The organism is Curtobacterium subtropicum (assembly GCF_030362975.1).
GTDB lineage: Bacteria > Actinomycetota > Actinomycetes > Actinomycetales > Microbacteriaceae > Curtobacterium > Curtobacterium subtropicum.
The window spans coordinates 270,076-283,911 of the sequence record NZ_JAUCMM010000001.1; the positions used below are offsets into that span (position 1 = coordinate 270,076).

Consider the following 13,836-nt stretch of genomic DNA (forward strand, 5'->3'; position numbering starts at 1 on the left):
GCGGTCGGCGGCGCGTCGCTCACGGCGAGCCGCGGCCCGCCGTGCTGCTCGCCCGCGCGCTCAGTCCGCGTCCGACGACTCCGCTCCGGCCGTCTCGTCCGTTCCCAGTGCCCCGGGCCCCTCGGTCACGAGCAGACGGAACTGCTCGGCGTCGATGATCCGCACCCCGAGCTGCTCGGCCTTGGTGAGCTTCGACCCCGCACCGGGCCCCGCTGCGACGAAGTCCGTCTTCTTGCTGACGCTCGACGCGGCCTTGCCGCCGGCGGCGATGATCGCCTCCTGCGCCCCCTCGCGGGTGTAGCCCTCGAGCGAGCCGGTCGCCACGACCGTGACCCCGCTGAGGACTCCCCCTTCGACGGCGGCACCGGGACCCGGGTGGTCCGGTGTGGTGAACTGCACGCCGGCCGCGGTCCAGCGGTCGATGATCTCGCGGTGCCAGTCGACGGCGAACCAGTCGAGCAGTGCGTCGGCGATGATCCCGCCCACGCCGTCGACGGCCGCGAGCTCCTCGCGCGAGGCGTTCCGGATCCGGTCGAGCGACCCGAAGTGGTTCGCGAGCGCCCGGGCGGCGACCGGCCCGACGTGGCGGATGCTCAGCCCGACCATGATGCGCCAGAGGGGCTTCGTCTTCGCGGCCTCGATGTTCGCGAGCATCTCGAACGCGTTCTTCGACGGGTAGCGGCTCGGCTCCCCGGTGTACTCGGCGCCGCGCGCGTCGGGGTCGAACGGCGGGTCGGTCTTCTTGCGGGCGCGGCTGAACGGCGTGACGCGCTTCGGAGTGCCGTCGTCGTCGGACTTCTCCATGCCCGTCTCGGCGTCCCGCACGATCACCTCGATGGGGACGATGTCCTCCATCGTGAGGTCGAACAGGCCGGCCTCGGTGACGAGCGGAGGCTGCTCCGGGTGCAACGGCTGGGTCAGCGCCGCGGCGGCGACCTCGCCCAGGCCCTCGATGTCGAGCGAGCCGCGCGAGGCGATGTGCTCGACCCGACCGCGGACCTGCGCGGGGCAGCTCCGGGCGTTCGGACAGCGGAGGTCCTTGTCGCCCTCCTTCGCCGGGGCGAGGGGCGTGCCGCACTCGGGGCACGCGGCGGGCATCACGAACTCGCGCTCGGTTCCGTCGCGCAGCTCGACGACCGGACCGAGCACCTCGGGGATCACGTCGCCGGCCTTCCGGAGCACGACGGTGTCGCCGATCAGGACGCCCTTCGCCTTGACGACGTCCTGGTTGTGCAGGGTGGCCTGGCGCACGACGGAGCCTGCCACCTCGGCTGGCTGCATCACGGCGAACGGCGTCGCGCGACCGGTCCGGCCGACGCTCACGACGATGTCGAGGAGCTCCGTGTGGACCTCTTCCGGCGGGTACTTGTACGCGATCGCCCAGCGCGGTGCCCGCGAGGTCGACCCGAGCTCCTCGTGCAGGGCGAGGTCGTCGACCTTCACCACGACGCCGTCGATCTGGTGCTCGACCGACGCGCGACGCTCCCCCGTGGACCGGACGAACCCGAGCACCTCGTCCACGGTGTCGAAGACCCGGTAGTGCGAACTCGTCGGGAGGCCCCAGGTCTGCAGGAGCTCGTACACCTCGGACTGCGCGTGCACCTCGGTGTCGCGCTCGAGCTCGCGGACCGGCCAGGCGCCGATGCCGTGCACGAGCATGCGGAGGCGTCGCAGGCGGTCGACCATGAGCGCGCGCTTCGCCTCGGACTTGCCCTCCTCCTTCTGGCGGAGCGACCCGGCGGCGGCGTTCCGCGGGTTCGCGAACACCCGCTCCCCCGCCTCGCGCTGCCGGGCGTTCAGCTCGTCGAACTGCGCGACCGGGAAGAAGATCTCGCCACGGACCTCGACGATCGCGGGGTGCCCCTCGCCGGAGAGGCGGTCCGGGATGGTCCCCATCGTCCGCACGTTGCCGGTGACGTCCTCGCCCACGACGCCGTCACCGCGGGTCGCCGCCGAGACGAGCCGTCCGTGCTCGTACCGCAGGTTGATCGCGAGCCCGTCGATCTTCAGCTCGGTCAGGAACCGCACGTGCTCGGAGCCGGCGTCGCGCTGGACCTTGTCGGCCCACTCGGTCAGCTCCGCGGGGCTGAAGACGTTGTCCAGGCTGAGCATCCGCTCGGCGTGCTCGACCGGCGCGAACTGCACGGTCTGGGCCTGGCCGCCGACGGTCTGCGTCGGGCTGTCCGCGGTGAGCAGGTCCGGGAAGCGCTGCTCGATCGCGTCGAGACGGCGGACGAGCGCGTCGTAGTCACCGTCGGACACCGTGGAGCCGTTGCCCTCGTAGTACTGGTCGCGCAGCTCGTTGACGCGCATCCGGAGGCGGTCGACCTCCCGCTGGGCCTGCGCGGCGTCGAGGTCGGCCGGGGCCAGCGTCTCGAACGTCGAGTCGGCCGAGTCGGGGGTCGTGTCGCTCATGCCTCAGTTCTACCGTGCACCGCCGACCCCGGGCGCAGCGGACTGCACGGCCCACGACCCAGCGCACGCAACACCCCGGGCGCAGCGGGCACCAGCTGCACGCCCCGCGCGCACTCGACTCAGACGGCCGCGGGCACCGCCGACACCGTCCGGTCGATGGTGCACTGCCCGAGCACCCGGGTGCCGACGTAGACCACCGCCGTCTGGCCGGGAGCGACCCCCGACAGCGGCTCGTCGACGTCGATCACGAGCTCGCCGTCGGCCACCCGCGCCGTCGCCGGCACCGGGTCGGCGTGTGCCCGGATCTGCACGTCGCACGCGAAGGGCTCGGACGGGTCGACCGGCGCCGTACCCGCCCAGGTGAAGCGGGACCCGGCCATCGACCGGACGTCGAGGGCCTCCTTCGGTCCGACGACCACGGTGTTGTCCTTCGGCCGGATCTCGAGCACGAAGCGCGGCTTGCCGTCCGGTGCCGGGCGTCCGAGGTGCAGCCCGCGCCGCTGACCGACCGTGTAGCCGGTCGCGCCCTCGTGCTCGCCGACGACGGTGCCGTCGCGCTCCACGACCGATCCCGGCTCGGCACCGACGCGGTCCGCCAGCCACCCGCGGGTGTCCCCGTCCGGGATGAAGCAGATGTCGTACGAGTCGGGCTTCTGCGCCACCGTGAGCCCGCGCGCCGCGGCCTCGGCCCGGACCTCGTCCTTCGACGGGGTCGCACCGAGCGGGAACATCGCGTGTTCGAGCTGCTCGGCCGTCAGCACGCCGAGCACGTACGACTGGTCCTTCGCCCACGCCGCCGACCGGTGCAGCTCACGTGCACCGTCGGCCCCGGTCACGATCGAGGCGTAGTGCCCCGTGCAGACGGCGTCGAACCCGAGGGCGAGCGCCTTCTCGAGCAGCGCCGCGAACTTGATCCGCTCGTTGCACCGCATGCACGGGTTCGGGGTCCGACCGGCCTGGTACTCCGCGACGAAGTCGTCGACGACGTCCTCCTTGAACCGCGCCGAGAAGTCCCACACGTAGTACGGGATCCCGAGCGCCGAGGCCGCCCGCTGCGCGTCCATCGAGTCCTCGATCGTGCAGCAGCCGCGGCTACCGGTCCGCAGCGTGCCGGGCATCCGGCTCAGGGCCAGGTGCACGCCGACCACGTCGTGCCCGGCGTCCACGGCCCGCGCCGAGGCCACCGCCGAGTCGACCCCACCGCTCATCGCCGCAAGTACACGCATGCATCCAGGGTAAGCGCATCCCCCGACCGGCTCAGGCGTACCGTTGCTCGACGATGACCAGCACCACGAACGACGCCTTCGACCGCCGCGGCGTCCTGCTCTCCGGCTTCCTGCCCGCGGCGCTCTTCGCGATCGGCGAGGGGGCGATCATCCCGATCATCCCGATCGCCGCGGACTCCCTCGGTGCGAGCCTGGCGTTCGCGGGCTTCGTCGCGGCGCTCATCCTGGTCGGCGAGCTCATCGGCGACGTGCCCTCCGGCGTCGTGGTCGGACGGATCGGCGAGCGCAACGCGATGATCGGCGCCGCGGTGGTGTCGGTCGTCGGCCTGCTCGTCTGCGTCGTGTCGCCGAACGCCTGGGTGCTCGCGGTCGGGGTGTTCCTGGTCGGTGTCTCGACTGCCGTCTTCGCGCTCGCCCGGCACGCGTACATGACGACTGCGATCCCCCTGCGGATCCGGGCGCGCGCGCTGTCGAGCCTGGGCGGGGTGTTCCGCTTCGGCTACTTCGTCGGCCCGTTCGTCTCCGCCGGCGTGGTCCACCTGACCGGCACGACGCAGAGCGCCTTCTGGATCCACGTGGTCTGCTGCCTGGCGGCTGCGGTGGTGCTCCTCGTCCTGCGCGACCCCGCGACGGGCGCGCGCGGTCTGCGGTTGCCGAGCCGGGCCTCCAGACCGGACGCACCGAACGCGACCGACACGACGGCCGCACCGGACGCGACCGACGGCACACACGCGACCGACTCGCGCACCGCCCCCGCACCGCACCCCGACGAGCCGCCGACCGACACCGGGGCGCAGTTCGTCGAGCGCGAGGCACACGGCCTCTTCCGCACCATCCGCGAGAACCGGGCCGTCCTCGCCCGGCTCGGCAGCGGCGCGGCGCTCATCGGCGCACTCCGCGCCGGACGCCAGGTGATCCTGCCGCTCTGGGCGGTCAGCGTCGGCCTCGACGACGCCTCGGCGGCGCTCGTGATCGGCATCGCCGGCGCCGTCGACTTCGCGCTCTTCTACACGAGCGGGCAGATCATGGACCGCTGGGGCCGCCTCGCGAGTGCCCTGCCGTGCATGCTCGGTCTGGCGGTGTCCTACTTCCTGCTCGCCTGGAGCGGGCACCTCGACGCCCGGGTCGGCTGGTTCGTCGCCATCGCGATCGGCATGTCGCTCGCGAACGGGGTCGGCAGCGGCATCCTCATGACGCTCGGCGCGGACCTCGCGCCCCGCGGGAACCCGGCGCCGTTCCTCGGCGCCTGGCGCTTCACCGGCGACTTCGGGTCCGCGGCGGCGCCGCTGCTGATCTCCGGGGTCACCGCGGTCGCGTCGCTCGCGTTGGCGAGCGGGGTGATGGGCGTGCTCGGGCTGGTCGGTGCGGGGGTGCTGCTGCGGTACGTGCCGCGGTACCTGCCCCGTCGGTTGCGCTGACGCCGTCGGTCCCGTCGGTCCCGTCGGTACGGCCGGGAGGCGCGGCTCACGCCCGCCCCGCACGTCGCGCTCGGTAGACTGCCGCTGCTCGCGGGAGTGGTGGAATCGGTAGACACGCAGGATTTAGGTTCCTGTGCCCCAGGCGTGAGGGTTCGAGTCCCTCCTTCCGCACGGTCGCCCCCGACGCAGGGTCGTCCCCGATGCACGGTCCAACCCGACGCACGGTCGTCCCCGACGCAGGGTCGTCCCCGAATGCTGGGGGAAGTCACACCGCAGGGGGATGGGCCGACGCGCCCCGGGCGGTACCCTCGTCACGCGGGAGTCCCCCGTGACTCCGCCCGTCCACGACCGGAAGAACCATGCACTCCGTCGCACTCGCCCTGATCCCGTGGCTCGACCCGCAGTACATCCTCGACCACTTCGGGGCCATCGCCGTGCTCGTGGTCTGCGCCATCGTCTTCGCCGAGACCGGCCTGCTGATCGGCTTCATCTTCCCCGGCGACAGCCTGCTCGTCATCACCGGCCTGTTCGCCTTCGACCGCGGGGGCCAGATCGGAGGGATCCCGATCTGGGTGGCCGCGCTGATGATCGGCGCCGCGGCGTTCCTGGGCGGTGAGCTCGGGTACTACATCGGCAAGAAGGCCGGCCCCCCGATCTTCGAGCGCAAGGAGAGCGGACTGTTCTCGAAGGAGAACGTCGACCGGACGAACGCGTTCTTCCACCGCTTCGGCCCGCTCGCGGTCATCCTCGCGCGGTTCGTCCCCGTCGTCCGCACCTTCCTGCCGATCGCGGCCGGTGTCGGGCGGATGAACTACAAGAAGTACTCGCTCTACAACGCGATCGGCGCGGTCGTCTGGGGCGTCGGCGTGACCTTCCTCGGGTTCTTCCTCGGGTACATCCCGCCGATCGCCTACATCGTGCGGAACTACATCGACGTGATCCTCATCCTCGCGGTGCTCGTCACGGTCGTGCCCGCGGGGCTGCACTACTGGCGGACCGCTCGCAAGGCGAAGCACGCCGCCGAGGCCGAGCAGGCAGCGGCGCAGCGTCCGGCCGACGGCGCCGCCTGGCCCACCGAGCAGTAGGCAGCACGACGGGAAGCACCCCGTGCCACGGAGTTCCGTGGCACGGGGTGCTTCCCGTTGTGGCGTCGTCCGACCCCTGCGGTCGTCCGCGTGCCGTCGCCAGCCCACTGCGGTCGTCCGACCCCTGCGGTCGTCAGACGCCGAAGTACTCCCGCACGATCGGCGCGATCCCCCGGAACGCCTTCGACCGGTGCGACAGCGCGTTCTTCTCGTCGCGGGTGAGCTGCGCCGCGGAGCGGTCGGCGTCGTCGGGCTGGAACACCGGGTCGTACCCGTGGCCGCCGTCCCCCACCGGCTCCGTCAGGACCTCACCGTTCCAGACCGCCTCGAACACGTGCTCGGTGCCGTCCGGCGTGACGAAGGCCGCCGCGCAGACGAAGGCGGCGGTCCGCTCGACGACCCCGTCGAGGTTCGTCAGGAGCAGCGCGATGTTGTCCGCGTCCACGCGGGTGCCGGCGTACCGGGCGGAGTGGATGCCGGGCGCGCCACCGAGGGCGTCGACCGCGATCCCGGAGTCGTCGGCGAGCGCCGGCAGCCCCGTGTGCACGACGGCCGCGCGCGCCTTGATGAGCGCGTTCGCCGCGTAGGTGTCGCCGTCCTCGACGGGCTCCGGGCCGTCGTACCCGACGAGCTCGACGCCCTGTCCGAGCGCCTCGCCGAGGATCCCCTGCAGCTCGACGACCTTGCCCTGGTTGTGCGTCGCCAGGACGACGGTGTGCCCGGTCACGCCAGGCCCAGCACGTCGCGCTGGATCGCTGCGAGCGACCGGTTGCCCGCGAGACCGAGGTCGAGCAGCGTGTCCAGTTCGTCCCGGTCGAACGGGGCGTGCTCCGCGGTGCCCTGCACCTCGATGAACTTGCCCGAGCCGGTCGTGACGATGTTCATGTCGGTGTCCGCCGCCGAGTCCTCGGTGTAGGCGAGGTCGAGCATCGGCTCCCCCTTGACGATGCCGACCGAGATGGCCTGCACGCTGTCGGTGAGCGGCGTGGCCTTCTTCGCGATGAAGCCCTTGTCGCGGCCCCACTCGATCGCGTCGGCCATCGCCACGTAGGCGCCGGTGATCGACGCGGTGCGGGTCCCGCCGTCGGCCTGCAGCACGTCGCAGTCGAGGACGAGGGTGTTCTCGCCGAGGCCCTTCATGTCGACGACGGCGCGCAGGGAGCGGCCGATCAGCCGGGAGATCTCGTGGGTGCGTCCGCCGACCTTGCCCTTGATCGACTCGCGCTGCATGCGCTCGTTCGTCGACCGCGGCAGCATCGAGTACTCGGCGGTCACCCAACCGGTGCCCTTGCCGGCCATCCAGCGCGGGACGCCGTTCGTGAAGGACGCCGTGCACAGCACCTTCGTGTTGCCGAACGAGATGAGCGCGCTGCCCTCGGCCTGCGTGCTCCACCCCCGCTCGATGCTGACCGGACGGTGGTCGGAGGCGCTGCGGCCGTCGATGCGGGTGCTCATGGGGTCCTTTCGGTTCGGGGCAGTGTGATCGCCCCGGTCTGGAGGTGTCCGACGCTCGAGACCTCGGGACCGAGGAAGCGCCGGGCGAGCCGGATGAAGCCGTTCTTGTCGTCGCCGGTGGCCTCGAACGCGTAGGTCGGCGGCTCCGGGGTGGTCCGTTCGAGCCCGTGCTCGACGAGTCGGCGGTAGACGTCGTTCGCGGTCTCCTCGGCGCTCGACACGAGCGTGACGTCCGGTCCCATCACGTACTGGATCGCCGCGGACATCAGCGGGTAGTGGGTGCACCCGAGCACGAGCGTGTCGACGTCGGCCGCGCGGATCGGAGCGAGGTACTGGGCGGCGACCTCGCGGAGTGCCGACGACGAGGTGTCCCCCGCCTCGACGAACTCGACGAAGCGCGGGCACGCGGCGAGGGCCAGGGTGACGTCGGCGGCCACGGCGAAGGCGTCCTCGTACGCCCGCGAGGCGATGGTCCCCACGGTGCCGATCACCCCGATGCGCCCGGTGCGGGTCTGCTTGACGGCGGCGCGGGCGGCCGGCTGGATCACCTCGACGACCGGGATGCCGTACGCCTGCTCGTAGCGTTCGCGGGCGTCGCGGAGCACGGCGGAGGACGCGGTGTTGCACGCGATGACGAGCGCCTTCACACCCTGGTCGACGAGGTCGTCCATCACCTCGAGCGCGTACCGCCGGACGTCGGCGATCGGCTTCGGACCGTAGGGCGAGTGCACGGTGTCCCCAACGTACCGGATGCTCTCGCGCGGCAGCTGGTCGATGATGGCCCGCGCGACCGTCAGCCCACCGACCCCGCTGTCGAAGACTCCGATCGGTGCATCCGTCACCCCACCAGCGTACCGAGCCGCTCCCGCTCCGCCCGCCCGCTCCGCTCCGCGCCTACGCACCCCGAGCTCCGCGGCGTCGCGCGCGGGCTCCCCGACGCGCGAGCGGGCGGAACCTGCACCGACGCACCGGACACCCCACCGCTTCCGCCCGCTCGCGCCCGCGCTCCCGCGCTCCCGCGCTCCCGCGCTCCCGCGCTCCCGCGCTCCCGCGCTCCCGCGCTCCCGCGCTCCCGCGCTCCCGCGCTCCCGCGAGCGGGCGGAACCTGCGGCCCCGCCGCGGCCACACCCACCGAGTCCGCCCGTTCGGGCCGCCGCCGCTCCGCGAACGGGCGGAAGCCGCGCGCTCGCGACGACCGTCGTGTCGGTTCCGCCCGCTCGTCGGCCCGACCACGCGGCTGCGGGAGGCGCGTGGCAGTCCGGCACCGTGCCTCCCGGTCGGGCCGCCGCGCGCGCGCAGACGAGCGCGACGCGCTGAGCGGGCGGAACACGCGGGACGAGCAGCGGAAGGAATCCGGTTCCATCCGCTCACGACCAGCCTGGAGGCACTCCCCGCGTCCGCCCCGCGCGGCAGTCGTCCGGACGGTCACCTGCTCCGCGAGCGGGCCGGATGCGCAGCATGCACCGTCGAGGCGCACGTCTTCCGCCCGTTCGCGACCCGCCGGGAGCCCCCCCCCCCCCCGCACGACGCACACGGCACCGCGCGCCGCCGTCGAGCCGCTCCCACTCCACCCGCCCGCTCCGCCCGTCCGCACCCGGACCTCACTAGTGTCGGAGGCGTGACCAGCGCGCTCCTCACGGACCAGTACGAACTCACCATGGTGGATGCCGCCCTCAAGGACGGCACCGCCGATCGACGCTGCGTGTTCGAGGTGTTCGCCCGCCGCCTGCCCGACGGCCGTCGCTACGGCGTCGCCGCGGGCCTGGGGCGCTTCCTCACCGCGTTGACGGAGTTCCGGTTCGGCGACGAGGAGATCGGCTTCCTCCGCGACCGCGGCGTCATCGACGAGGGCACGGCCCGCTGGCTCGCCGACTACCGCTTCACGGGCGACGTCCGCGCCTACCGCGAGGGCGAGGTGTTCTTCCCGAACTCCCCCGTGCTCCAGGTCGAGGGCACCTTCGCCGAGTCGGTCGTCCTCGAGACCCTCGCGCTGAGCATCTTCAACGCCGACTCCGCGATCGCCGGTGCCGCCGCCCGCATGGTGTCCGCCGCCGACGGTCGACCGCTCGCCGAGATGGGCTCGCGCCGCACCGGTGAGTGGAACGCGGTCGCCGCCGCCCGAGCCGCGTACATCGCGGGCTTCGGCGCGACGAGCAACCTCGAGGCCGGCCGCACCTGGGGCATCCCGACGATGGGCACCGCCGCGCACGCGTTCACGCTCCTGCACGACTCCGAGGAAGCCGCGTTCCGCTCCCAGCTCGATGCCCTCGGCGACGGCACCACGCTGCTCGTCGACACGTACGACATCGAGGCGGCGGTGGAGACCGCCGTGCGACTGACGAACGGCCGACTCGGCGCGGTCCGCATCGACAGCGGCGACCTCCCGAGCGTCGTCGCCGCGGTCCGGGCACAGCTCGACCGGCTCGGAGCACCCGCCACGAAGATCACCGTGACGAACGACCTCGACGAGTACACGATCGCCGCCCTGCGCGCCGCACCGGTCGATTCGTACGGCGTCGGCACGAGCGTCGTCTCCGGCTCGGGCCACCCGGCGGCGGGCATGGTGTTCAAGCTCGTCGCGCACCAGACCCCGGCGGGTGACGAGTGGGTCCCCGTCGCCAAGAAGTCCGCGGACAAGGTGTCGACCGGCGGCCGCAAGGAGGCCGGTCGACGCCTCCGCAACGGCATCGCCACCGCCGAGGTCGTCCTGACCTCCGGACGTGTCGGCCCCGACGAGCGCGCGCTCCTCGTGCCGGTCGTGACGCACGGTGAGGTCGACCCGACGTTCCTCGGGGTCGCCGGCGTCGAGGCGGCTCGGGCGCACCACAAGCGCGCCAAGGCGGAGCTCCCGGTGGACGCGTCCCGCATCGGACGCGGCGACCCGGCGATCCCGACCCTGGTGATCTAGCGGCCTACTCGGCCTGCATCTTCTCGTAGATGGCCTTGCAGTCCGGGCACACCGGGAACTTCTCCGGGTCGCGCCCGGGCACCCACTTCTTGCCGCACAGCGCCTTGACCGGCTTGCCGGACAGCGCGGACTGCAGGATCTTGTCCTTCTTCACGTAGTGCGAGAACCGCTCGTGGTCGCCGGGCTCGATCGCCTCTTCCTCGAGGAGCTTCTCGAGCTCGCGGTCCATCACGTCGAGGCCGCCGCCGGGTTCCGTCATGCTCATGCGTCCAGGGTACGACGATGCGGCCGAGGCCGCGACGGACGGCAGGCACGGGCGGCCCCGCCACACGGCCACCCGCACCGCGCGCGGACGGGAGGCGCGGGGCGGTCGCGCCACGCGCCTCCCGTCCGACGACGCATCCGGACCGGAGCCGATTCGACCGCCCGGCCACGTGCCTCCCGTCCGGCGGGCGGTCAGTTGCGCTGCGCCGCAGCGAGCAGGTCCGGACCGCGCCGGTCGAAGAGCCGACCGCCGACGGCCACGCCGACCACGAGCACGACGACGCCCACGGCGACGCCGACGACGAGCGTCGCGGTCGCCCAGGGCTTCGGACCGTCGACGGCGGCGAGGACCGCGAGCCACACCGCGGGTACGAGCGATGCCAGGATGCCGACGATCATCGTCGTCTGCGCGACCGCAGCCGTCGTGCCGGCGGCCTGCGGCTGCTGGAACGGGTGGTCGCCCGGGCGGACCGTCGGGTACGGCAGCAGGACGGAGACGATGCTCGACAGTCCGAGACCGGCCAGCAGGGCGCCGACCGCGATGCCGGTCAGCACCGGGAAGGCGACGGGGTCGCCGAAGAGCGTGGCGGAGACGGCGGCACCGGCCACCACGAGCGGCAGTCCCACGACGAGCAACGGCACGAGACGGCCGAGTCGGTCGCTCCACCCGGGAGCGCCCGACGCGACGTGCAACCAGACCGCGGTGTTGTCGTAGGAGACGTCGTTGTGCGGCAGGAACCCGGCGATGAGCGCCATGAGCGGCAGCGGGACGAGCGCGGTCCAGTGCCACGGCACGCCGGCGACCCCGAGCGGGAGCACGACGATCGGCACGAACAGGATGACGAGGTAGGACATCCGGTACCGCGGGTCGCGGCCCCAGTAGGTCAGTGCGCGGGCGGCGACCGCGCCCACCGGGGTGGAACCGAGCCCGGCGAACCAGCCCAGCCCGCGGTAGCGCCGGGAACCGGTACGGCCGTCGGCTGCCTCGAGCGCCCGACCGACGAGCGCCCACCACGCCAGTGCGAGCAGTGCGACGGTGACCAGGGCGACCAGGAGCTTCAGGACCCCCTCACCGACGCGGCCGCTGGCGACGTCCGCCGGGACCGCCCAGGCAGCACCCCACGGCGTCCACCCGGCGATGTCGGCGACCCGCTGCAGCTCGGCGCTGGCCGGGTCGAGCCAGTCGCTGCGGAGCAGCAGCGACGCCACCGGGAGCCCGAGGACGACGATGACCAGGGCGGCGAGCCAGCCGGCGTCGCGCGACCGGTGCGGACCGACGAAGGTCGCACCGACGGCGCTGCCGACGCGGAGCAGCAGGGCGCAGGTCAGGGTGCCGAGCAGTGCGGCGACGACGGCGAGCACCGCGGTGCCCCCGGTGCGCGACCAGGCACCGACCTGACCGACCGCGACGATCGCGACCGCGAGCACCGGGATCCCGACGAGCCCGGCGACCCCGAGCCCGACGGCGAGCCGACGACGGTCGATGCCGTACACGGCGAACCGTCGCGGATCGAACTGGTCGGTCCGGCCCACGACGAGCGGGACGAGGGTGAGCGCGAGGGAGACGAAGGTGCCGACGGGGACCGCGACGGAGCGGGCGACCTCGGCGGGCGCCGACCGGAGCGCGAGGAGCTCCCCGGCGACCACGACCGCGGCGACCAGGCCGAGCAGGGACGCCAGCACGACGAGGACCGATCGTCGGGCTCCCCCGCGGACCTCGCCCGCGAGCAGGTCGACCCTCAGTCGGAGAAGCTGTGCAACCATTCCATGCTCTCTGCCACGACGCGGCCGCCCGCGAGTTCGACGAACTTGTCCTCGAGGCTCTTGCGCCCGCGGACCTGCGCCATGGTGCCCGAGGCCAGGACCTTGCCGCCGACGATGATCGCGACCGAGTCGCAGGTGCGCTGGACGAGCTCCATGGAGTGGCTGGAGAGCACCACGGTCCCGCCGCCGCGCGTGTAGCGCCGCAGGATGTCCGTGATGGTCGCCGCGCTCACCGGGTCGACCGACTCGAAGGGCTCGTCGAGCACGAGCACGCGCGGCGAGTGGATCAGGGTCGCGGCGAGCGCGATCTTCTTCGCCATGCCGACGGAGTAGTCGGCGACCTGGCGTCCGAGCGCCTCGCCCAGACCGAACGCGTCGGCCAGGTCGGCACTGCGCTTCCGGGCGGTCGCGCCGTCGAGCCCGCGGAGGGTGGCCGAGTAGTGCAGCAGCTGCGCGCCGGTGAGCCGGTCGAAGAGCCGGAGGCGGTCGGGCAGTACGCCGAGGGCACGCTTCGCCGCGGTCGGGTCCGACCAGACGTCGTGGTCGAGGACGGTCACGGTGCCCGCGTCGGGACGGAGGAGACCGGTCACCATCGAGAGCGTGGTGGTCTTGCCGGCGCCGTTGGGGCCGACGACCCCGAAGATCGAGCCCTGGCGGATCTCGAGGTCGACCTCGTCGGCGGCGAGGGTCTGTCCGTACCGCTTGACCAGGCCGCTCGCGCGGAGCACGACGGGCTGCTGCGCCTGCGCGGTCTGCGTCGCGGCAGCGGTGGCGGTCGGCTGGCGACCGGGGGTGCGCTTCTTCTTCGTCGTCGGGGTCTTCCCGGCGGACGTCGTGCTCGTGTCCGGGGTGGTGGTCGGCCCCCGGTCGTCGGCGGCCACGGTCGGACCGCCGGGGGTGGCACCGCCGGTGGCTCCTGCCGAGACGGCGCCGCCGGGCGTTGCCGGAGCCGCCGACGCGGGCGTCCCGGGGCCTCCGGGACGGGTGGCGCGACCCTTGCCCTTGTTCTTGCGGGGCGTGCGGTCCGTCGGAGCGGTCGTCGCCGCGGCGTTCACGTCCGCGCTCGTCGCGGCGTTCACGTCCGCGCTCGTCGCCCCAGCCGGACCGTCGGAGCGCTCGCCCTGGTCGACCGCGACGGCGGTCGTGCTCGCGTCGTCGGTCATCTGGTCATCATCGGAGGCGTCGTGCGCATCCCCGTCCCCCGTGTCGTCGTCGGCCGCGTCACCGGGCGGTTCGTCCGCCTCGGCCAGCCAGGCGGCGTCGGACGTCGCGTACACGTCGTCGTCATCAGCTGCAGCCAC

11 protein-coding genes and 1 tRNA gene are annotated in these 13,836 nt (G+C 73.1%); 4 read left to right on the forward strand and 8 right to left on the reverse strand.

What is annotated here, in order from left to right:
• Positions 1-60: 60 nt before the first annotated feature.
• Both ligA and mnmA read right to left on the reverse strand, forming a co-directional pair.
• Positions 61-2,415, reverse strand: a complete 2,355-nt coding sequence (gene ligA / locus QUG98_RS01240; protein WP_289468831.1) for an NAD-dependent DNA ligase LigA — start codon at positions 2,413-2,415, stop codon at positions 61-63.
• 119 nt (positions 2,416-2,534) lie between these two features.
• The gene (mnmA, locus tag QUG98_RS01245) at positions 2,535-3,641 is read right to left on the reverse strand and encodes a tRNA 2-thiouridine(34) synthase MnmA (protein WP_289468832.1); all 1,107 of its coding nucleotides are present in this window, start codon (positions 3,639-3,641) and stop codon (positions 2,535-2,537) included.
• Positions 3,642-3,694: 53 nt separating this feature from the next.
• On the opposite strand from mnmA, the gene QUG98_RS01250 reads away from it, so the two are divergent.
• The 3 genes from QUG98_RS01250 (at position 3,695) to QUG98_RS01260 (ending at position 6,144) form a co-directional block, all read left to right on the forward strand.
• A complete protein-coding gene (locus QUG98_RS01250; RefSeq protein ID WP_289468833.1) occupies positions 3,695-5,059 on the forward strand; it encodes an MFS transporter in 1,365 nt (454 codons plus the stop codon).
• A 90-nt stretch (positions 5,060-5,149) separates the two neighbouring features.
• A tRNA-Leu gene (locus tag QUG98_RS01255) sits at positions 5,150-5,230 on the forward strand.
• 188 nt (positions 5,231-5,418) lie between these two features.
• On the forward strand, positions 5,419-6,144 hold the full coding sequence (locus QUG98_RS01260; RefSeq protein ID WP_289468834.1) for a DedA family protein: 726 nt from the start codon (positions 5,419-5,421) through the stop codon (positions 6,142-6,144).
• A gap of 133 nt (positions 6,145-6,277) precedes the next feature.
• Here QUG98_RS01260 and rdgB read toward each other — a convergent pair whose 3' ends face one another.
• The 3 genes from rdgB to murI are packed head-to-tail and all read right to left on the reverse strand — an operon-like array spanning position 6,278 to position 8,441.
• Positions 6,278-6,871: an RdgB/HAM1 family non-canonical purine NTP pyrophosphatase gene (rdgB, locus tag QUG98_RS01265; RefSeq protein WP_289468835.1), complete on the reverse strand. Its 594-nt coding sequence runs from the start codon at positions 6,869-6,871 to the stop codon at positions 6,278-6,280.
• A complete protein-coding gene (gene rph, locus QUG98_RS01270) occupies positions 6,868-7,599 on the reverse strand; it encodes a ribonuclease PH (protein WP_289468836.1) in 732 nt (243 codons plus the stop codon). The genes rdgB and rph overlap by 4 nt, the downstream gene beginning before the upstream one ends.
• On the reverse strand, positions 7,596-8,441 hold the full coding sequence (gene murI, locus QUG98_RS01275; RefSeq protein ID WP_289468837.1) for a glutamate racemase: 846 nt from the start codon (positions 8,439-8,441) through the stop codon (positions 7,596-7,598). The genes rph and murI overlap by 4 nt, the downstream gene beginning before the upstream one ends.
• Before the next feature lie 815 nt (positions 8,442-9,256).
• On the opposite strand from murI, the gene QUG98_RS01280 reads away from it, so the two are divergent.
• Positions 9,257-10,507: a nicotinate phosphoribosyltransferase gene (locus QUG98_RS01280; RefSeq protein WP_434533409.1), complete on the forward strand. Its 1,251-nt coding sequence runs from the start codon at positions 9,257-9,259 to the stop codon at positions 10,505-10,507.
• A 4-nt stretch (positions 10,508-10,511) separates the two neighbouring features.
• Here QUG98_RS01280 and QUG98_RS01285 read toward each other — a convergent pair whose 3' ends face one another.
• The 3 genes from QUG98_RS01285 to QUG98_RS01295 form a co-directional block, all read right to left on the reverse strand.
• Positions 10,512-10,772 carry a DUF3039 domain-containing protein gene (locus QUG98_RS01285; RefSeq protein ID WP_144710794.1) on the reverse strand — a complete coding sequence of 87 codons (261 nt, stop codon included), beginning with the start codon at positions 10,770-10,772 and terminating at the stop codon, positions 10,512-10,514.
• A 191-nt stretch (positions 10,773-10,963) separates the two neighbouring features.
• Entirely contained in the window at positions 10,964-12,535 is a 1,572-nt protein-coding gene (locus tag QUG98_RS01290; RefSeq protein ID WP_289468839.1) for an ABC transporter permease, read from the reverse strand.
• The gene (locus QUG98_RS01295) at positions 12,511-13,836 is read right to left on the reverse strand and encodes an ABC transporter ATP-binding protein (protein ID WP_289468840.1); all 1,326 of its coding nucleotides are present in this window, start codon (positions 13,834-13,836) and stop codon (positions 12,511-12,513) included. Before QUG98_RS01295 ends, QUG98_RS01290 begins: the two co-directional genes overlap by 25 nt.

Excerpts from the sequence above, each read along its gene's own strand:
- ligA (WP_289468831.1), bottom strand. The coding sequence starts at position 2,415 with ATGAGCGACACGACCCCCGACTCGGCCGACTCGACGTTCGAGACGCTG.
- mnmA (WP_289468832.1), bottom strand. The coding sequence starts at position 3,641 with ATGCGTGTACTTGCGGCGATGAGCGGTGGGGTCGACTCGGCGGTGGCC.
- QUG98_RS01250 (WP_289468833.1), top strand. The coding sequence starts at position 3,695 with ATGACCAGCACCACGAACGACGCCTTCGACCGCCGCGGCGTCCTGCTC.
- QUG98_RS01260 (WP_289468834.1), top strand. The coding sequence starts at position 5,419 with ATGCACTCCGTCGCACTCGCCCTGATCCCGTGGCTCGACCCGCAGTAC.
- rph (WP_289468836.1), bottom strand. The coding sequence starts at position 7,599 with ATGAGCACCCGCATCGACGGCCGCAGCGCCTCCGACCACCGTCCGGTC.
- QUG98_RS01280 (WP_434533409.1), top strand. The coding sequence starts at position 9,257 with ATGGTGGATGCCGCCCTCAAGGACGGCACCGCCGATCGACGCTGCGTG.
- QUG98_RS01285 (WP_144710794.1), bottom strand. The coding sequence starts at position 10,772 with ATGAGCATGACGGAACCCGGCGGCGGCCTCGACGTGATGGACCGCGAG.
- QUG98_RS01290 (WP_289468839.1), bottom strand. The coding sequence starts at position 12,535 with ATGGTTGCACAGCTTCTCCGACTGAGGGTCGACCTGCTCGCGGGCGAG.